Annotated in this window: 14 protein-coding genes and 1 tRNA gene; 3 read left to right on the top strand and 12 right to left on the bottom strand. The window is 54.9% G+C overall.

What is annotated here, in order from left to right; all coding sequences use genetic code 11:
* Nucleotides 1-154: 154 nt before the first annotated feature.
* Nucleotides 155-433, top strand: coding sequence for a hypothetical protein (locus IPH75_14240; GenBank protein MBK7143229.1), 279 nt, complete (start codon nucleotides 155-157; stop codon nucleotides 431-433).
* 149 nt (nucleotides 434-582) lie between these two features.
* On the top strand, nucleotides 583-1,233 hold the full coding sequence (locus IPH75_14235; protein MBK7143228.1) for an acetate uptake transporter: 651 nt from the start codon (nucleotides 583-585) through the stop codon (nucleotides 1,231-1,233).
* Between the two features lie 88 nt (nucleotides 1,234-1,321).
* Here IPH75_14235 and IPH75_14230 read toward each other — a convergent pair whose 3' ends face one another.
* Together IPH75_14230 and typA are read right to left on the bottom strand one after the other, a co-directional pair.
* Complete coding sequence (locus IPH75_14230) at nucleotides 1,322-4,780, bottom strand: right-handed parallel beta-helix repeat-containing protein (protein MBK7143227.1); 3,459 nt, start codon at nucleotides 4,778-4,780, stop codon at nucleotides 1,322-1,324.
* A gap of 191 nt (nucleotides 4,781-4,971) precedes the next feature.
* A complete protein-coding gene (gene typA / locus IPH75_14225) occupies nucleotides 4,972-6,885 on the bottom strand; it encodes a translational GTPase TypA (GenBank protein ID MBK7143226.1) in 1,914 nt (637 codons plus the stop codon).
* A gap of 349 nt (nucleotides 6,886-7,234) precedes the next feature.
* Between typA and IPH75_14220 the strand changes: the two genes are divergently transcribed.
* Complete coding sequence (locus IPH75_14220) at nucleotides 7,235-8,404, top strand: aminopeptidase P family protein (protein MBK7143225.1); 1,170 nt, start codon at nucleotides 7,235-7,237, stop codon at nucleotides 8,402-8,404.
* A 128-nt stretch (nucleotides 8,405-8,532) separates the two neighbouring features.
* Here IPH75_14220 and IPH75_14215 read toward each other — a convergent pair whose 3' ends face one another.
* The 10 genes from IPH75_14215 to IPH75_14170 all read right to left on the bottom strand — a co-directional run bounded on the left by IPH75_14215 (nucleotide 8,533) and on the right by IPH75_14170 (nucleotide 20,057).
* Nucleotides 8,533-11,439: an SBBP repeat-containing protein gene (locus tag IPH75_14215; GenBank protein MBK7143224.1), complete on the bottom strand. Its 2,907-nt coding sequence runs from the start codon at nucleotides 11,437-11,439 to the stop codon at nucleotides 8,533-8,535.
* Nucleotides 11,440-11,568: 129 nt separating this feature from the next.
* Nucleotides 11,569-11,642, bottom strand: a tRNA-Gln gene (locus IPH75_14210).
* A 163-nt stretch (nucleotides 11,643-11,805) separates the two neighbouring features.
* Nucleotides 11,806-12,459 (bottom strand): thiamine diphosphokinase, encoded by a 654-nt coding sequence (locus IPH75_14205; protein MBK7143223.1) that lies wholly within the window; start codon nucleotides 12,457-12,459, stop codon nucleotides 11,806-11,808.
* A 1-nt stretch (nucleotide 12,460) separates the two neighbouring features.
* On the bottom strand, nucleotides 12,461-13,429 hold the full coding sequence (glk, locus tag IPH75_14200) for a glucokinase (protein MBK7143222.1): 969 nt from the start codon (nucleotides 13,427-13,429) through the stop codon (nucleotides 12,461-12,463).
* Nucleotides 13,423-14,184: a 6-phosphogluconolactonase gene (pgl, locus tag IPH75_14195; protein ID MBK7143221.1), complete on the bottom strand. Its 762-nt coding sequence runs from the start codon at nucleotides 14,182-14,184 to the stop codon at nucleotides 13,423-13,425. The genes glk and pgl overlap by 7 nt, the downstream gene beginning before the upstream one ends.
* A gap of 10 nt (nucleotides 14,185-14,194) precedes the next feature.
* Nucleotides 14,195-14,512, bottom strand: coding sequence for a heavy metal-binding domain-containing protein (locus IPH75_14190; protein MBK7143220.1), 318 nt, complete (start codon nucleotides 14,510-14,512; stop codon nucleotides 14,195-14,197).
* Between the two features lie 70 nt (nucleotides 14,513-14,582).
* Nucleotides 14,583-15,635: a hypothetical protein gene (locus tag IPH75_14185; protein ID MBK7143219.1), complete on the bottom strand. Its 1,053-nt coding sequence runs from the start codon at nucleotides 15,633-15,635 to the stop codon at nucleotides 14,583-14,585.
* Nucleotides 15,632-17,128: a glucose-6-phosphate dehydrogenase gene (gene zwf / locus IPH75_14180; protein MBK7143218.1), complete on the bottom strand. Its 1,497-nt coding sequence runs from the start codon at nucleotides 17,126-17,128 to the stop codon at nucleotides 15,632-15,634. The genes IPH75_14185 and zwf overlap by 4 nt, the downstream gene beginning before the upstream one ends.
* Nucleotides 17,129-17,172: 44 nt before the next feature.
* Nucleotides 17,173-18,111 carry a decarboxylating 6-phosphogluconate dehydrogenase gene (gene gnd / locus IPH75_14175; protein MBK7143217.1) on the bottom strand — a complete coding sequence of 313 codons (939 nt, stop codon included), beginning with the start codon at nucleotides 18,109-18,111 and terminating at the stop codon, nucleotides 17,173-17,175.
* Nucleotides 18,108-20,057 carry a transketolase gene (locus tag IPH75_14170; GenBank protein ID MBK7143216.1) on the bottom strand — a complete coding sequence of 650 codons (1,950 nt, stop codon included), beginning with the start codon at nucleotides 20,055-20,057 and terminating at the stop codon, nucleotides 18,108-18,110. Before IPH75_14170 ends, gnd begins: the two co-directional genes overlap by 4 nt.
* Nucleotides 20,058-20,063: the final 6 nt, after the last annotated feature.

Genomic DNA, 20,063 nt, shown 5'->3' with positions numbered 1-20,063 from the left:
CGTGCGAAAGCAAAAGCTCTTTTCCCCTGCCTTGCACCGACCAACCATTTTCCTGTTGTATTATGGATTATAATGCTCTATTTTACGTCACCGGGCTGAGGGTCGACGATCCCAACAAACAGACACCACATGCTATGAGGAGAGGACTTCCCATATGCCCAGATTCTACATTGAGATCCCGCACGAGGCCGAGACTATCGCCTGCCTCAGAGCCGTACGCGTTCTTCAGGATACCGGCTCGCATTTACTGACGCACGCCGACTACGGATGTTATGACGGTGACCACACCGCTCGAATTGTCGTCGAGGTTGATACCAAACACGAAGCACTCATGATGGTCCCGCCGGTCTATCGCCCCAAAGCGCGCGTGATCCAACTGAACAGCTTCTCGCGCGAAGAGGTCGATGACCTCATGAAAAAGCATACGAACTGAGATCCGCCGGCTGACTCCTGGCCCGGATGCGGTCGTCAGACCGGACAGATGACCGTCCTGTCTCATTGTTTCCCAATCGCTTGCAGCAATTTGGCAATTTCCCTCTATTCAGTATTGCCGAATTCGCCTCTCCCTAGTATCCTACTTTCATGAAATTGGACACATCACTCCACATAGCGCAGCAGACCGACGGCGCCACCGAACGGATAGCTGCATCATCGTCTCTCCTTGAGATCAAAGACACCACCGCCAATCCAGCCCCCCTCGGCCTGTTGGGCTTTGGCATGACCACTGTCCTGCTCAATCTTCATAATGCCGGGTTCTTTGGACTCGACACGATGATCCTGGGCATGGGAATATTCTATGGCGGCATCGCCCAGGTGATCGCCGGTATCATGGAATGGAAGAAGAAAAACACATTTGGCACGACCGCATTCACTTCATACGGCCTCTTCTGGCTGACGCTGGTCGCGTTGCTCGTCTTGCCCAAAATGGGTTGGGGTACGGCTCCCTCCAAAGAAGGGATGTCCGCCTATCTCTTTATGTGGGGCCTTTTCACCGCCTGCATGTTTGTTGGCACGCTCAAATTGAACCGCGCCCTGCAGGTGGTATTCGGCTCGCTGGTAGTTCTTTTCTGGCTGCTGGCGCTGGGTGATATCACGGAAAATGCCACGATCAAAACGATCGCCGGCTATGAAGGAATCATCTGCGGATTATCCGCGATCTATACGGCAATTGCACAGATACTGAACGAGGTCTATAACAAGACCATTCTCCCCCTCGGCCCGGTCACTAAATAGCATTCTCTCCTGTTGAGAATTGTATCCAGTGAAAAGGCCCGTCCGGTGACATAACCGGGCGGGCCTTCTTTCTGCTCAGCAGTTGCCGCTATTCGCAGCCGATCTGCAACTCCACCCCACTGATCGTCATGTAGGCGATAAGGGTGCTCAGGTCGCTCAGATCGATCCGACAGTCACCATTCAGGTCCCCCGCCAATCGCGGAGTGATCTCCGGTCGGTTGACCATCGTCAGATAAGCGATCATCGTACTCAGGTCCGTCAGGTCGACCGTCCGACTGCCGTTCAAGTCACCCAGTTTCCAGGTCCAGAAATCCCCGGCAACCGAAGTCGCCGTCAGACCAGCATAATCCCGAACCGTCACCCGCCACCAGTAATGAGTGTCGAGCGAAAGCGAATCATCCATCACAAACGAATTCACCGTGAGGGAATCTCGCGTATAAACGATCGAGAAATTCGACTTGATCGACAGCTCAAACTTGTACGTCAGATTATCCAGCGGATCAGGATCCGTGCCCGGTAACCAGGTCATGAGCGGCAACAGCGAGTAGGCGATATCGCCTGCCGAAGCCAGTGGCGACTCCAGAACCGGGATATATGGTGGGTCATTAGCGACATTCACCGCAAAGTCTACCATCTGAGACCAATCCGAGTACTCGTATCCATCCGTGGTCCGCACTCGCCACCAATAGTGTCCGTTCTCCTGCAAAGGTATGCTCACTTGGCGCGAAGAGGTACCCGCCCCGGAAGGACCGGCGACACTACCCGAATCGACAAGTGCCATGCCCAGAGAATCAGAGTAGATCGCGACATGATACGTCAGCGGGTCGCTTTCGGAATCAGTACTACGGCTGAAGACAGTCCATGGCTGATTGGTTGACACCACTTGATTCTGGGGCGATTGCGGCGCAGGAACCGTCGGTATGCTGTTCAGACGAAAGATACTGTGCGCCCAGGCCGACCAGTCCACACCATCATGAATTCGTATGCGTAAGTAGTAGGTCTCGCCTCTGACTAAGGCACTTCCCTGGTACAGGATCGAGGTCTGGTTGAACGGCATAATTCCTGGTTCCCACGACTCAGCCAGTACCCAGTTGTTGTCGATTCCGACCTGAATCTCCAGTGAATCCTGAGTGCGTGTCCCGGCTGTACTGAACGACCAGGAGAACTGCGGAGTCGCCGTAATTACATGGCTTCGCTCTTCGCCCGGCAGATCGAAATTCATGATATATGGGTCGTGCGGTTCACCGGAAAATGCCCCGATATCATTGCGCGTACCGTCTGGATCGTTGTACTGCGGATCAGGGTCCCCTGCGTTCAGACACGGCGAGCCCGGCTGCAATGCATACTGAAGGCTCCCTGGGTCCAGAAACATCGGGTCAGCACTAATGCCATTCGGCCCCGGGTCATTGTTTGATCCATTTTCGTATACACAATTGAAGTCCGAATTGGTCAGACCGGTCGGAAGAGCCTCATACGTGCTTCCGACAATGATATTATTCCGGATATTTGGCGAATTCGCGCTGAAGACATAGATCCCGCGAGTATTGTTCACAAATGTGTTATTGATGACGCGTACTCCGCTTGCGTCATTCATATAGACTCCCGATGCCGCCCAGAAATTGATCGTATTATCGCGGATCACGTTATGATGGATATAAACATTGGTGACGTAGAGCAAACCTATCGCTTCCCCGGATCCCATCGAATTGTATATCTCGTTTCCGCTGATCTCCACTCCCGGTATTGATGCATCGCGCACACAGATCCCCGACCCGGTCGCCGGCACATCGTTGTCGTGAATGACATTGTTGCGAATGGCCGCCGATGACGCGACACAATAGACTCCGCCGCCGTCATTGACATTGCCGCAGTTGAAAATGTCGCAATTCTGGATGATCGGCGAGGATGCGCTTATATGTACTCCCCGCGAAAATCCGTTCCCATCAATCGAAAACCCATCCACGATCGTGGTCTGGCCCTCACCCGAAATACACCGGATGACCGCGTACGATGATAACGCTGACCGGATCGTGGTCACCCCACTCCCCTGCTCTGAGAGCAGTACGATCCCCTTCCCCGACAAATTGACATTCTCGGTATAGATGCCCGCGGCAACTAACACCGTGTCACTGGCATAGGCGGCGTTTATGGCCGCCTGAATAGTGGCATGGTGCAACGGTACCCGAATGACTCTGGACACACGGGTGGCGAAACTGGTGCCTGTCCACTCTCCCCACTGGGAACCGTTACTGACGCGTACCCTCACCCAGTATCCCACTCCGTCCTGAAGAGGGGCCGAACCCAGCACCACAGCAGTATCCGATGATGTTACCGGCCCCGAATCCCAGGTTTCTGCGACCGACCAATCATCATCCTCTCCCACCTGTATCCAATATTCCGACTGTGTGGTCAAGCCCGTGTCCAGATAACTCCAGATAAATGTCGGAGTCAGGGAATTCACTGCTCCATTGCTGTTCGGAGCAACCACGAGGTCTATCGCGAGTGGTAGACTCGTCGGATTGTACGTCGAGTATGCCCCCATATCATTGCGCGTGCCATCGGCGTCATTGTATTGTGCGTCAGGGTTTCCGGCGTCAATACAAGGTGAGCCAGCCAGCAGTTGGTAGTCGAAATTGACCGCATCCACAAACAGCGGGTCCGCACTGATCCCATTCGGGCCGGGAAGATTATTGCTCCCGTTGTTCCAGACGTTATTGTAGTCGGACTGCGTTAGCCCGCTCGGCAACGCTTCAAACGTGTTCCCGACAATAATATTATTCTGCACCAGTGGTTGTGGGCTGGCGAATGTCACGATGCCGTGCGTATTGCCGACGATCGTATTATTAATGATCTCTTGCCCCGATCCGCCATTCATGTAAACACCGCTTGCCGCCCAGTGATTGATAGTGTTCGTGCGGAGAATGTTGTTATGAATACTGACAGCGGTCACGTACAGACAGCCGATCGCCTCGCCTGTCCCCAGCGAGTTATAGATCTCATTGTGATGGATCTCAACTCCCGGCGACGAGCTCCCTTCCACACATATGCCTGACCCCGTCCCTCCAGCCGCATTACTGTGGATGACATTGTAGCGGATCTTGGCCGATGAATTCGTGCAGTAAAATCCCGCGCCATCCGACACCCCGCCGCAATTCCTAACTTCACAATACTCAACGATCGGTGAAGTACTGGTACAACGGACGCCCCGGGCCGAATTGTTGCCGACAATGGTGAATCCGCGAATGATTGTGTTGAAACTCTCGCCGCTGTTGCAGGTGATCGCCGCACTCCCCGCCCCGACTGCCTGAAGCGTGGTAACCGCACTTCCACCGGACGACACAAGCAAAATGCTTCGTCCTGACATATTGATATTCTCAATGTAGGTGCCCGGCGCTACGAGGACCGTGTCGCCATCCGCCGACGCTAACACCGCCGCCTGAATTGTGGCGTGATCAGCCGGAACGTTGATTGTTGCTGCAAGAGTGAAGCTACTTGCGAATAGCAGCAGACATACTGTCACCAGGAAGATATTGATCGTACGAGACATAGGATTCCCCGAATCGGAACGAGTTTACAGAACTTGTTGCAAGATAGCGCCGAGAACGGAATTCGTCAATAGGGAAATGACGATACGACAACGACTTAGGCGAGAATCCATAAAAAAGGACCAGTGGATAATTTTAGTCCATACTGGTCCATATAAGCGACAAGACGCTCACGACTTAGTGTTTCTGAATATCAGGCCGAGATGCGCGAGGCTCCCGATTCGGCGTTCTCATCCATCAGTGACTGCTTTTTCTCCGCACGCTTCCGCTCCTCGACATCGAGGATCGCCTTCCGCATCCGGATCGATTTCGGCGTCACCTCAACCAACTCGTCTCCGCGGATCCACTCCATCGCCTGCTCCAGAGTCAACTTGCGAGGAACATCCAGCTTCACCGCGATATCCTTGGTCGATGACCGATGGTTCGTCAGCGCTTTCTTTTTGGTCGGATTGCAGATCAGATCCTTATTGCGCGAGTTCTCTCCGACGATCTGTCCCGCATACACCTTGTCGGTCGGTTCCACGAAGATCACCGTCCGCTCCTGCAACCCTTCCAGGGCGTAGGCGGTCGCAATACCGGTGTCCAGACTGACCACCGAACCGCGGCTGCGCGACATGATATCACCGCGCCAGGCACCATAGCCGACAAACCGCGATGCCATCACTCCCATCCCCCGCGTATCCGTCAGGAACTCCGACCGATAGCCGATCAGGCCACGCGTCGGTATGTTAAACTCGATCCGGACTGTATTCGTCCCGGCGTTATCCACCGAGGTCAACTCCCCTTTGACTTTCGAGAGTTTTTCGATCACGATCCCCTGGTATTCTTCGGGAACATCGATGATCAACTGCTCGATCGGCTCAAGGCTGTTCCCCTTGTCATCAAAATGAATGATGATCTCCGGTCGCGAGACACAGAACTCCAACCCCTCACGGCGCATCTCTTCGATCAGGATCGCCAGATGCAATTCACCTCTGCCGGAAACTTTGACGCCATCCGGGCGCCCAAGATCTTCCATCCGAAGCGCGACATTCACACGCAATTCACGCTCCAGGCGCTCCTTGAGCTGCCGAAGCATGATCGCAGTCCCTTCCTGGCCGGAGAATGGTCCGTTGTTCACCAGGAAAAACATCGACAAGGTCGGCTCTTCGATCTCCAGCGGCTTAAGCGCATTCGCGGGATCCTCATTCTGCGAGAACGTATCCCCGATGGCGATCTCCGATGGACCTGCCAGCCAGACGATATCGCCGGCCGAGATCTCATCCGCATCAACCCGCTTCTGTCCGCGCGTCACCCACATCTGCGTCGACTGCGCCTTGGACACCGAAACCACGGAAAATCCCTTCCCTTCCGCGTCGTCATCATTCTGCGCCGTCACAAACCGGGTGAATCCTTCCCCCTTTTTCAGCTTTCCGCGAAGCACCCGCCCGCACCCGATCTGGCCAAGATAGTCGGACCAGTCAAGCGAGGTCACCTGCATCAGGAAATCCCCATCCTCATCCACTGCCGGCGCCGGGACCTCGGCAATGATCGTCTCAAACAGCGCATCCATCCCGACATGCTCATCCTTATCCAGATCCCGCACAAACCAGCCGTCGAGACCGGAGCCAAACAACACCGGGAAATGCGCCTGCTCGTCGGTGGCGCCCAAATCTATGAAAAGATCAAATGTCTTGTTGAGTGCGTAATCCGGTCGTGCCCCTTTACGATCAACTTTGTTGATCAGGACGATCGGGCGAAGGCCCAGTCGAAGCGCACGCATCAGCACGTACCGCGTCTGCGGCATCGGCCCCTCGTTGGCATCCACCAACAACAGCACCGAATCAACCATGGAGAGCACGCGCTCAACCTCGCCGGAAAAATCCGCATGTCCGGGGGTATCGATGATATTGATCAGGTAGTCATGCCAGGTAACCGTGCAATGCTTCGCCCGGATCGTGATTCCACGTTCACGCTCCAGCACGTTGTTGTCCATCAACCGCTCCGCCACTTCCTGGTTCTCCCGGAAGGCATGCGTCGCTTTGAACACGGAATCGATCAACGTCGTTTTCCCGTGGTCGATATGGGCTATGATCGCGAGATTGCGGATCCTGGCGATATTCGTCACTCTAACTACCTTTCATCTGAGCGTCGTTTGCTCAATCACAAGACCATCAACATGTTTCTACAGATTACGCTTTGGGGGAATAATCACGCAGAATAACCGGAACAGAGCCCTCTCTGTTCCCCGGAGCCTATTAGTATACGGTAAAATCGCAATTTGTCAATCAAACACTTCACGACCCCATCTAGAGCCGGCGCCCGATTGATCTCGGCAACTCATATTCCCCCAACGTATTCCGATGATACCCGGCTACTGTGGATAGATTGGTCTGTCTCGCGATCAGTATTGACTTTCCGTCTCCCGACCATCAATTTGGGTTACTTTTTCAAAGTTACAGCGAGGGACAACGTATATGGACATCATCAAAGCCAAGATCGATCAGGCCACCAAACTCCTCGATGAAATGAATATCGATGCCTGGGCTCTCTTCGAGCGCGAAACCCCCATGCTCCATGACCCCACTCATCCCATGGTCGTCGGCATCAATGTCGCCTGGAACTCCCTCTTTCTCTACACTCGTCGCGGCGACGCTATCGCCCTGGTCGGCAACTTCGATGCTCCGGATTTCACCGCCTCCGGCCGCTTCACCGAGGTGCAGGCATATGTTCAGGGTCCACGCGAACATATGAAACGGATATTCAATCAGGTCAACCCCCAGACCCTCGCCCTGAACTACTCGGTCAACGACCCTGTCTCCGATGGCCTCACCCACGGCATGTTTCTCCTCCTGCAGTCATACCTCAAAGAGACACCCTATGGCGACCGGATCATCTCATCGCAGGAATTTGTCGGAAAACTCCGCGCCAGAAAACTCCCCGAAGAGGTCGCCCGCCTCGAGCACTCCGCCGTGCTCGCGACACAAGCCTGGGCCAGGGCGTATCAGCGGATTCAGGTCGGCATGAGTGAAAAGCAGATCGGCGCGATCATCGACGAAGAGATTCGCAGAACCGGCGGCGAACCATCTTTCCCCACTATCGTTAACGCCGGCGCCAAAACCTCGGCCGGCCATGTTGCCCCGACCGATGCCATCATCGAACCAGGCGAACTTCTCCATATCGATTTCGGCATTAAGATCAACGACTACTGCTCTGATCTCCAGCGCCTCGTCTATTTCAGACGTCCGGGAGAATCCGCTCCGCCCGCCGAACTTCAGCGCGCGTTTGACACAGTCGCGATGATCATCACCAAAACCGCCGAGGCCGCCCTCCCCGGCAAACAGGGACATGAGATCGATGCGCTCGCGCGCCAACTCCTCCGCGACAACGGCTACCCGGAGTATCAGCATGCACTGGGACATCAGTTGGGGCGCGATGTTCACGATGGTGGCGGAATTCTCGGCCCGCAGTGGGAGCGTTACGGCAACACGCCGAACATCCCTCTCGAAGTAAGCAATGTATTTACGCTGGAATTAGAGATCATCCTGGATGGCATCGGCTGTGTCGGCTTGGAAGAAGATACCGTCATCACCCCCATCGGCGCGCGATATCTGTGTGAACGCCAAACTGCGTTGTTAGCAAAATAACCTTACTCGCTTGCGCCCGCGCATTTCAGTGTTTCAGTCTCTCCGCACCGCATCATGCCGCGCAGGCGGGCATCCAGATTATTTGATTCACCGTACCCCACCATTTATGGCGGGCTTCACAAGCCAAATCATGGACAGGCCGGCATTGCCGGCGGCGGTATTTGCGTCAAGTATGCTATGAGTAGAGAAAGGTCCGATAAATCTGGGATAGTCCCTACCCCATTCACATTCGCTTCATTCGGACACGGATACCAGGGGACCGACATCATAGAGAGGGATTGGATCAACCACGACAGATCCGAGAGATCTACTCCGCCAACGCCGTTCACATTTCCCCGATTTCCGATACAACAGCACCCATCCCCTATCCCATCGGAATTACTATCCCGTTGGTCCGGATTGGCAGTTGTGTCGCAGTTGTCGCACAAGTCACCCACCCCGTCGCCATCCGTATCCGTCTGGTCAAGACTCGGGATATTTGGGCAGTTGTCGACATCGGCGCAAAGTCCGTCGCCGTCGATATCATCGTTTTTGTCGAACGGACACGTATCGCACGCATCTCCCTTACCGTCTGCATCTGAATCGGCCTGACCAACATTCGTAAGCCCCGGACAATTGTCGCATGGGTCCCCCGCCCCATCGACATCCTCATCCTCCTGCAGCGGATTGAAAATGCTTGGACAGTTGTCGATATCGGCGCACAACGAATCACCATCCGCATCATCACCTGCGTCATGCGGACAAACATCACACAGATCGCCGATATCATCATTATCCGCGTCCGCCTGATCGGTATTGGCCAACTCCGGACAATTGTCGCAGGCATCTCCTATGCTGTCCAGATCAGTGTCCGTCTGCGAAGAATTGCCTGTGGTTGGGCAATTATCGCACGAGTCACCCCAACCGTCGTAATCGACATCGATTTGACTGGCGTTTACCAGCGACTGACAGTTATCACACGCGTCTCCGATACCGTCGCCATCCCCATCCTCCTGAAGTGGGTTCGCCACTGTCGGGCAGTTGTCCGCGATCGCACACAACCCGTCATTGTCCTGATCCGGCCCGAAATCGGCATAAAACTTGGTAACGAAGGCGTCGCTGGTTGTGCCGTCGCTGTTCAGCCCAAACGGATTCACCGTCGGAAAATCAATCGACTTGGTCTCTCCCGTGAGATAGAGATTTCCACCGCTGTCCGCCACTATATCAAGGCCGACATCCGATTTGGTGCCGGTCAGGTAGGTGCTGAATGACAGCGCCTGTCCTGAACTACTCAATCTACTCACATAGAGGTCGTTGCCGGATGCTCCCGGATCCCGCATCAGATACCCCACAATTGGAAAATCATTGGATACCGTATATCCCGTGACGGTAGCCCGTCCTTCATTGTCGGCCGCGATCGCTCGGCCGAAATCTTCCAGCGTACCGCCAAGATGGGTACTGTATATCAGCGTATCTCCGTCGCCAGCTATTTTGGTAACAAAAATATCGTACCGGCCTGACCTGACAGGTTGAAAGGCCGACTTCACCGGGAAATCCGTGGAGCGAGTGCTTCCCGTGAGGTACATATTGCCGGAATCATCCACGCACACGCCATGTGCGAACTCCTCGGCATCGCCGCCCAGAAAACTGCCGAATTCAAGCGCCGAGCCATCGGGCAAAAACCTGACAACAAATGCATCCTCGAGTCCCGTCCCCAATGTCCCTTGAATCGGGTTTTCGGTCGGGAAATCAGTTGACCAGGTATAGCCGGTGAGCACTGCTCGACCGCTTGGCATCACCACCATGTCGAATACCCCATCCTCCAGCGCTCCACCGAGGTAGGTACTAAAATCGATTATCGTGCCGTCAGATGTGAACTTGACCAAGAACCCATCCCAGCCCCCTTGGTCTGACTGGAAATGAGACTGAAGCGGCAGGTCGGTTGATGCCGTCCTCCCGGCCAGATACATATGATTGGCATCATCGACGCCAACTCCCAGACCGTAATCGCGATCGATCCCACCCCAGAGTGTACTGAACAGAAGTTCGTTTCCCGCCGCTGACAACTTGACCAAAAACGCCTCTTCCTGACTGATCGTGGTCCGCCACGAACCAACCAGCGGAAACTCCAGCGACATGGTTGTGCCGGCTACAACCGCACGCCCGTATCCGTCAACCGCAATATCTTCTCCCTCGTCGCGAGCATTACCTCCCAAGTAGGTGCTGTAGACCAGGCCGCTTCCGTCAGAACGTACTTTCGAGACAAACACGTCACGCGAATAGCCGGGAACGTCCGGTTGAACCGGATCCATGACAGGGAAATTCGATGATGAAGTATAGCCCGTTACGTAAACATTCCCCGAATCATCGACCGCGATCCCGTTTCCAATGTCGAAGATATCCCCACCCAGATATGAACTGTACGCAACCCCGACACACGCCTCCGCCTCACTCCAGACCACTGCCGAGCGTGCAGACTGCTCTGCGGTCATCGGTACCGGACCATCAAATGCGATTCGCTTCTTGCCAACCTTAACCGTGGTGATATTCCCCGCTCGCTCCAATACTTCGGCGCCGGTGAATTCCACTCGTACTTCCGCCTTGGCCCTCGCTCTCCCCTCCAGCCGATATTCAAGCCCTCCACTCCTTCCGTCAAACACTGCATCCACGCCCTCGTAGAGGTTTCTTATCGTGATAGTCGAGTAATTGGGAACATCTGTTCGCCACCGGGATGGGGCACTCCCCAGGAAGTAATTGCATCTGGCCGCCAATTCTCCGCTCGGTTCGATAACCGCATCCGGATTGCTCCCCACATATCCTGCCCGAAACATCCTGCTGGTCTGATTAAGTGTGTCCTCTCCCTGCTCGAACAGATGATAGTAGACTGCAGAGTTGGTGAACCACATCACGGTACCATTCACATCGGCACGGTACCGAATGCTATCCGGCCACTGCCCTATATTTTGAGTGAACGCTATTGGATTAGCCGATCTCCCCACTTCGGCGATTGAAAAGAGAACCAGCAAAACCAGTAATGCGAAGGCAACACGTCGCATGGTCCCACACCCATCGTTTGGATTATTTGATGATACGTCCAAATCTAAGACGCGGGCTGGCCCGATGCAAGGCAATCCGTAACATGGTCTGGCTTATATGGATAGTGCTGTCTGTGTTTGAGGGAATTTTGGCTGGGAGACAGGGATTCGAACCCCGATTCTACGGTCCAGAGCCGCATGTCCTACCGTTGGACGATCTCCCAGTAATCTAACTTCGCCGGACGGGCGTCCGACAAGTCCGCCCAATATAGTGTCACAACCCCATTTGTCAAGCAACCAAATGGATTCTGCTCACTCCACGCAAACAATTGTCACACTATGAGATAATCGACATGTAGCGCTATTTCTTGACTCCCCCGCCACCATCTATTTTCGACCAAATTGCCGCACCAACAGCGCCATCCCCGCAACCCCAATTTCCGCCCGCCTCCCCGTCACCCGATTCCGCATCCCCAACGACCTCCCCCGTATAACCTCCACCCCACTCACATTGTAACTGGTCCCGGTCGTGGTCAGACTGACTTTGCCTGACAGCGGAAGTACCGACACCAGATCACCGGCCGCATTACTCAGAACAACTTTGTTGTCATTCAGCAACTGTACTTCGTACCGGCGATTCACAATGCGTATCTCCGGATGATACGCTCCCCGTTGCTTCCCTGCCGCCACTAGCAACAACAGGAAATTCCCCAGCATCTGATCCGGCTCGCCATACGATGGCTGCACGATATCTATCCGCTTTGCCTTGCGCGCGAGACAATGGTCCAGCGCCAGCTCAGCATCGGTCTTGTCTTTCATCGGAGGAAATCGCTCGACGACTGTCGACTTGGGAAGGTCACTCGGCATCCGGCGGATCGAATCAAAATCTCCGATCAGCAGGTTCGGGAATATCCCCGCCGCTTTGAAAAACCGATACCCGCCATCCACCGCAACCAAATATCTCCCCCGACACAATTTCCGGTAGTATTCAATATCCCGGCGCGCATAGCTGCCGTTGAGAAAGAGAATGCAGTCTTTCATGCTACTTGCTGTCGCGAAGCGCCACTGTCCCGGCGCCGATCAGCGCCGTCTTTTCTTCGATGATGATCGAGACCGGCATCCGCGCCAACAATGACTCCATCTTCCCCCGTTTGACAAACCGCTCCATAAACCGCCCCTGATCCAAGAGCGTGATGATCTGCGGCCCGATAAGTCCGCCGATAAACATCCCACCCAGGGTCATCCCTTTCAGCGCAAGATTCGCCGCCTCGGAGGCATAACAATCAACAAAGATATCCAGTGTTTCGATCGCGTCCTGATCTTTGCCGGAGAGCGCCCTTTCAATCAACACTCCCGGTTTATCGACTGCCTTCTCAAACCAGGTCGAAGGCGGCTTGCCGCGCGAATCAACGAGAAAATTGTAGATCCGCTCCAGCCCCTTGAGGCTCAGCACATCTTCAACCTCGACATGCCCCAACTCGGAATACAGGTACTCCCACAACTCCATCTCACGCTGACTGCTCGGGGCAAAATCGGCATGTCCACCCTCCGATGCATACGGATAATACTTCTCATCATGCACATGCACCATCGCTTCGCCAAGACCAGAGCCCGCGGCGATCAACCCGACATTCCCATTCTTCTGCTTTACTCCGGGATTGATAACATAGTACCGGTCTTCCTTGACGTGCGGAAGGCCATGCGCCAGCGCGACAATATCATTAAGCAGTTTGACTTTGCCGATCTTGAAACGATCCTCGATAGTCGATGCCGTCAACAACCACGGAAGGTTTGTTGTCCGCACCTCGCCATTGATCACCGGACCGGCCACTCCAAAACAGGCCTGCTTGATTTGCGTCGTGCTTTTCTTGAGATAGAGATTGAGTATCTGCTCGAAACTGGTGAAATCTTTGCTGTTGTAGACAGTCTGATTGTAGAGCTTGATCCCCCCCTCGGACTCCTTGACGCGCGCCAGTTCAACCGATGCGCCACTGATATACCCTGCTAACATAAACGTACTGATCCTCGTGCATGAGCCGGGTCAAGCAGACTGGCCGAGGCCGAGTCGATCATCCAGATCGTCCGCTCCGCTTCCACCCGTCTCGCCGGAAGAATATCCCCCTCAACCTCCGCTGACAAGACCTTTTTCACCGCCTCCGCCTTGTCCGGCCCGGCGACTACAAAAAGCACCGACTTGGCCGCATTGAGCAATGACAGCGTAAACGTCAACCGATACGCCTTCAGCGATTCGACATACGGTGCATCAACCAGTCGCCCTGCAGAGGCATCAAAATCATGGCCCGGAAACAACGATGCCGTGTGGCCGTCCGGACCCATCCCCAACAGGATCATATCGAGTCGCGGAATTTCGTTCGCCCCCACTCCCGCTTTGCGGCGAATCAGCTCCTCATAATTTCGCGCCTCTGTCGCCAGATCCTTCTCCTCTCCCCGCATCCGATAGACATTGGTATTCCCGATATGGAGCGGATTGAACAGCCCTTCCCTCGCGGTATTGAAATTCGACTGCTCCGACTCCGGCGGCACCGCCCGTTCATCGGAAAACAGGAAATCCACTTTCGACCGCATCATTGGACCGGCCTCCGGCTTTGCGCTGAGAAACTGGTAGACCGGTTTGGGAGTGCTCCCTCCGGACAAAGCGATCAGGAAACGCCTCCGCTCGCGCGAGGCGCTGATCTGCTCATAAACAAAACGCGCCGCTGCCTTGGCGACAGCGGCGACATCAGGATAAATCTGTATCGAGATCACATTACTCCAGTCATTCGACTACCACTGCGGTGCCCGCCGCCGATACCATCAGCATCGATCCAGACCCCACCGTCTCGTAGTCGAGATCTACCGCGATCACGGCATTCCCGCCCATCTGTTCCGCCTGCGCCTGCATCTCCTGCAACGCGATCGTTTTCGCCTTCTGCAGTTCGCGCTCATACGCCCCGGACCGCCCGCCGACAATATCCGTGATATTGGCAAAGATATCTTTGAAGATATTCGCCCCCAAGATCGCCTCACCGGTCACCAGACCAAGATACTTGACGATCTTTCTTCCTTCCAGCGTATTGGTCGTTGTTATCAGCATTGTCTTCTCCTCATACGTAGATTTTCATACTTTGACGATTCTCCCCGCAGAAAGGTTGCGAAAATCGGACTCACGGTCTGTCGTTTTGGACTATCCGCTCGAACGCCGCGACAACCGATGCATACTCTGCGAATTCGCTCGCATCCTGCATCGCCTCGACAACATATGTCGAGAGTGGCATCGCATTCGCTCCCCGTTCCAGCTTCCAGCCGGCATGCTCTGCACGGTAGACCGGATAGGTTCCCGCAGGATTGTCTATTCGCGTGATCGTCCCCGCTGTCCCATCGTTGAATTCGATTCGCACCGAACAGTCAGTCGCGGGATCTTCGCGCATCTCTATCACCAGACTATACTCGCGATAACCCGCCAATATTCGATTCTGCAGCTGCGTTGGTTTCTCGGTTTTCAGTCGGGCGAGCAACCAGCCGCATAACAGATCGCCGTAAGTATCCGTTTTATCCGAAGACTGAATAACGCAGCGCACCGGAAACGCATGGCAGTTCTTCGCATTCAACCGCCCGAACATCTCGCCGAGCAGTTCACGAATGGTCAGCGTCCAGTACCAGCGAAGCGGAAGATACCTGTGCCGCAACGGCCCGCTTGGGACCACCTCTGCATTAACATAATAATAGTCTGAGAGTTCAAGGATCGCCGTATCAAATACCGGCGTGGTCTGAAATTGCCGGAAATCGACCGCCATTACCGGCACCGACCCGACTAACAATGATCTCAACGCCCCCGGCAGATAGTGCATCTTCCCGATATCCGCCAGCATTTCAACTATCTCAAAACAGCGAAGTGTTCCGGTTTCTTTATCCCGCTGACAGGCGGTCCGCACAAACGCTGAATACGCCCCCTGCAACTCGTCGATCACGATCAGGAAAACCCTCGATGGATACGCTCCGGCGATCTCATTCGCCATCCGCTCCGCTTCCGGCCGCGAGGTCGCATCCGTCACCACCAGCATATTCGACAGACACAGTTTTGTCAGCGGCATCTCGCCACTGTACTGCGATGAAGCCATCTGCCATACCTCATGCAAACGCTTCTCGATCTTCTCAGCATTTAATTCGATATGGCCGCCATCGTAGACGGTCTGTGCGGAGCGCGGCGTTTCACTCATAGCCTCAACCATTCCCGTCCGTCACGCGCCAAAAATGCATCGGCCGCATCCGGTCCCCAGGTCCCTGCTTCGTACATCTGAAGTTGCGAGCCTCGCCAGCTTGCAATGATCCGGTCCACCAGCCGCCAGGATAGTTCTACTTCATCTTCACGCGCGAACAAGGTGGAATCCCCTGTCAAGGCGTCAAGGATCAATCGTTCGTATGCCTCCGAGGTCGCCGCTTCAAAAGCCGACGCGTACATAAAATCCATTCGCACCGGCGAAATACGGACTTCCTGTCCCGGCATCTTAGCCTGAAATGAAAGCGTGATTCCTTCCTGCGGCTGTATCCGAAACCGGAGTACATTTGTATCGGCGAGCTGACCTTCCGTTCTGTTGAACAACAGATGCGGCGGCGCTTTGAAAACGATTCCTACTTCGGTCACCCGTTTTGGCAATCGTTTCCCTGACCGCAGATAAAACGGCACCCCTGACCATCGCCAGTTGTCGACATACAACTTCAGCGCAACAAACGTATCGGTCATCGAATTCGATGGCACGCCGTCTTCGTTTCGATACCCCGCCACCGCCTCGCCGCCGATCGAACCTGGCCCGTACTGCCCGCGCACCGAATACTCTGACAACGATTCATCAGATATCTGCCGGAGTGCCTTGAGCACTTTCACCTTTTCATCGCGGATCGCCGTAGCGTCAAACGAGGCCGGCGGCTCCATCGCGATCAGCGTGAAGACCTGCATGATATGCGACTGGATCATGTCGCGGATTATCCCTACCTCGTCAAAATACCCGGCGCGCGATCCAACCCCCAGCGACTCCGCTACCGAGATCTGAATATGGTCTATATACCGACGATTCCAGAGCGGCTCAAAGATCGCGTTGGCCAACCGGAAAACGAGAATATTCTGAACCGTCTCTTTCCCGAGATAATGGTCGATCCGGTAAACCTGACGTTCCGCGAAAACCGAGTGAACCATTTTGTTCAACTCGCCTGCCGACGATGCATCATGACCAAACGGCTTTTCAATGACTATCCGCGACCACGGCTCATGTTCGCCATGCCCGGATACCAGACCGTTTGCCTGCAACGAGGTCAGGATCTGCGGGAACGCGTCCGGCGGCGTCGCCAGATAGTACATCACATTCTCTGGCGATCCCTGTGCCATCGACATTTCGACTATGCGCTTTTTGAGACGAACATACCCATCCCCGACTTCAAATGTCCCCTGCACATATCCAAGACTGTCCAGAAACCGCTCGAGCTGGTCCGGGTTCTCCGCCTGACGGCGCGAGTATTTCCGGATCGCGTCTCCCATCTCGGCACGGAACTGCGCATCGCTTTTTTCGCGCCGCGCAAAGCCGATCACCGAAAACGGTCGTCCCAGAAAACCATCAAGGAACAAATTGAAAAGCGCCGGGATCAGTTTCCGTTGAGTCAGATCACCGGTCGCTCCAAAAATGACAAACGTAAATGAGTCTGCCTGTTTTGCCCGCATGAACCGACTGGCGAATGGATTGCCAAATGTCTCGGTCCGAAGACTCACTTTTTCTTTCCCTTCGCTGTTGGCTTGGCTTCCGCCGCGCCCTTGGCAACGACCGCATGCCCGCCAAACTGCGCTCGCAACGCCGCCAGCACCTTGGATGAAAACGACTCTGCCTGTCGCGAACGAAAGCGATTCATCAGCGCGTAAGTCAATGTCACGGCCGGAACATCCAGGTCGATCGCTTCCTGCACTGTCCATCTCCCCTCACCCGAATCCGCTACATAACCTTCGATCTTCCCTAAAACGGGATCAGCCTTGAATGCCCGTTCGGACAACTCAAGCAACCATGACCGCACTACCGACCCCTGATTCCAGAGATGGCACACATCGGCCAACTTCAGATCATACTCCGATGCCTGCAGTATCTCGAATCCTTCAGCATACGCCTGCATCATCCCATATTCGATCCCGTTATGGATCATCTTCACAAAATGCCCCGCGCCGGAAGTACCGCAATACATGTATCCATCGGCCGGCGCCAAGGTCTTAAAGATCGGCTCCGCTTTCTGAAACCCCTTCTTCTCTCCACCGATCATCATGCAATAGCCGTTTTCCAGCCCCCAGATCCCGCCCGAGGTTCCGGAATCCAGCAAGGTGATCCCTTTCGCCGCGACCTCTGCCGCGCGACGTTTGGTCTCGCGATAATTTGAATTGCCGCCATCGACAATGATATCACCTTTACTCAGTAGTTTCGCGCAGTCATGGATAACTTGTTCTGTTGCCTCACCCGACGGTACCATCACCCACACGATGCGCGGCGCCCGCAGTTTACTCACCAGGTCGGTAAGCGACTTGGCCGCCACCGCCCCAACCGCGGTTGCCTCCTTGACTGACTGAGGATTGCGTCCGTAAACAACTATGTCATGCCCCCCGCGACGTAGCCGCTTAACCATATTCCCACCCATTTTGCCAAGCCCGATAAACCCTATTCTCATACTTTCACCCCGGTCGTTATCTTTATAGCTCTGATTCTGGACGCTACCGAAACCGCATCCATCCCCAGCATTTTGTACAGATCATCCGGTTTGCCGGAACTCGCATAGTGCGGCACACCGATCTTCGTCATCTGCGCCTGAAGACCCAACCCGAACATCGCCGAGCCGATCGCCGTCCCCAGACCAGTCTTGACATTGTGATCCTCCAACACGACCAGGTGCCGATGATTGGCCAGCATGCGAAGGTCATCTTCATCCAGATCGCTCCAGTCGGAAACAGACACCAGCGATATCCGCCGTCCTTCGCCTTTCAACGTCTCCCATGCCTGCATGCCATATGGCAGCATGTTCCCGGAGCAAACTAACGCTACGCCTTCCCCTTTGCGAATCACTTCCATCCGTCCATACCGATAATTATATCCCTCGCCGAAGTACGGCGAGCCATCTTCGCGTAGAATTGTCGGTACCACCGCACGCCCCATGATCACGGCGAACGAACCCGGCTGGGTCAATACGTATCGCACGATCGCATCCGTCTGATTTGGATCAGCCGGCGTGATCACCTTCCAGCCAAATGTCGAATTGAGTAGCCCGAAATAATCAATGCACTGGTGGGTCTTCCCATCCTCACCCACATTCACTCCCGAGTGTGTGCAGAACAACTTGAAATTCGCATGATTGATATCATTCAGTCTTGCCTGATTGTACGTCTCGGCGATCCCGAATACCCCAAAGTCCGACCAGATCGCCACTGCCTGCTCAGTCGAGATCGCCCCGACTGTCGCCGCCGTGCTGTGCTCGGAGATCCCCATCTGGAAGAAGTTCGATGGCCACTTCTTTTCGAACCCATCAGTCTTGACCGATTTTGAAAGATCACAATCCATCACCGCCATCACGAAACCGGGACGGTTCATATTCGCTTCGGCAACCGATACCAGTGCCTTCCCCCACGCTCCCCGATTGTCCGACTTATCTTCCGCATTGTAGCGGATCGGTACACCGGTCTCCACTTTGGGATAGACATTCTCCGGAGTCTCAAACGGTGGCGGCGGCCCCTGCTTCCGGCGATTCAGCAGATCATCGAGATCATCAACGATCCCGCCAAGTTCAATAAACGCTTTGCGGGCCTGGTCCGGTTTGAGTGCGGCACCATGGTACTCGGCATCGTTCTCCATAAACGATACCCCTTTCCCCATCACCGTGTGCGCCAGGATCATGATCGGCGCGCCGCTATTGTGATATGCCGTCCGCATCGCTTTGTACAAAGCGCGAAGGTCATGCCCGTCCACCTCGATCACCCGCCATCCATCCGACTCCCATCCCGCCTTGATATCCTGCGGCATGATCTTGGCAACATCCCCCGAGATCTGGAGCCTGTTGTAATCAACGATCGCTATGACTTTGCTGAGTCCAAACTTCACTGCTGTCCGGCGTGCTTCGGCGATCTGTCCTTTCTGTTGTTCCCCATCCCCCATCAGGCAGAACGACCGGAAATCCATCCCTTTCAGTTTTCCATAGATCGCCTTCCCCACTGCCACCGACAACCCCTGCCCCAGATTCCCCGTGTCCCACTCGACTCCTGGGACGGTTCTCTCCACGTGACCTTCAAACGGCGAACCCGCTTGGCGGAATCCATGCAGTGCCGGATATATGTCGAAAAAACCGGCCGATGCCAGCCCCGCATATGCCCCCGGCGAGGTATGACCGTGCGAAATGATCACTCGATCCCGATCATCCCGATACGGTTTCTTCGGATCGACCTTTGCCATATGATAGGTCATCAGGTAAAACTCAAGCGAAGACATCGAACCACCCGGATGTCCGGATGCCGCGACTGTCGTCATCTTGATGATCTGACCGCGCGCCTCGCGGGCCGCTTCGGTCAGCTTCTGATACCACTCCTGTGACAGCTCTTCTTCTGCAAACCCACGCCAGGAATCAAACATGCAACT

The sequence above is a fragment of the bacterium genome, from assembly GCA_016708025.1.
Taxonomy (GTDB): domain Bacteria; phylum Zixibacteria; class MSB-5A5; order GN15; family FEB-12; genus FEB-12.
This window is presented reverse-complemented; position numbering and strand designations above follow the sequence as displayed.

Coding starts and splice junctions, on each gene's coding strand:
- zwf (MBK7143218.1), bottom strand. CDS start 17,128: ATGCGGGCAAAACAGGCAGACTCATTTACGTTTGTCATTTTTGGAGCG.
- gnd (MBK7143217.1), bottom strand. CDS start 18,111: ATGAGAATAGGGTTTATCGGGCTTGGCAAAATGGGTGGGAATATGGTT.
- IPH75_14170 (MBK7143216.1), bottom strand. CDS start 20,057: ATGTTTGATTCCTGGCGTGGGTTTGCAGAAGAAGAGCTGTCACAGGAG.
- IPH75_14205 (MBK7143223.1), bottom strand. CDS start 12,459: ATGAAAGACTGCATTCTCTTTCTCAACGGCAGCTATGCGCGCCGGGAT.
- IPH75_14240 (MBK7143229.1), top strand. CDS start 155: ATGCCCAGATTCTACATTGAGATCCCGCACGAGGCCGAGACTATCGCC.
- glk (MBK7143222.1), bottom strand. CDS start 13,429: ATGTTAGCAGGGTATATCAGTGGCGCATCGGTTGAACTGGCGCGCGTC.
- IPH75_14220 (MBK7143225.1), top strand. CDS start 7,235: ATGGACATCATCAAAGCCAAGATCGATCAGGCCACCAAACTCCTCGAT.
- IPH75_14215 (MBK7143224.1), bottom strand. CDS start 11,439: ATGCGACGTGTTGCCTTCGCATTACTGGTTTTGCTGGTTCTCTTTTCA.
- IPH75_14230 (MBK7143227.1), bottom strand. CDS start 4,780: ATGTCTCGTACGATCAATATCTTCCTGGTGACAGTATGTCTGCTGCTA.
- IPH75_14190 (MBK7143220.1), bottom strand. CDS start 14,512: ATGCTGATAACAACGACCAATACGCTGGAAGGAAGAAAGATCGTCAAG.
- IPH75_14185 (MBK7143219.1), bottom strand. CDS start 15,635: ATGAGTGAAACGCCGCGCTCCGCACAGACCGTCTACGATGGCGGCCAT.
- IPH75_14235 (MBK7143228.1), top strand. CDS start 583: ATGAAATTGGACACATCACTCCACATAGCGCAGCAGACCGACGGCGCC.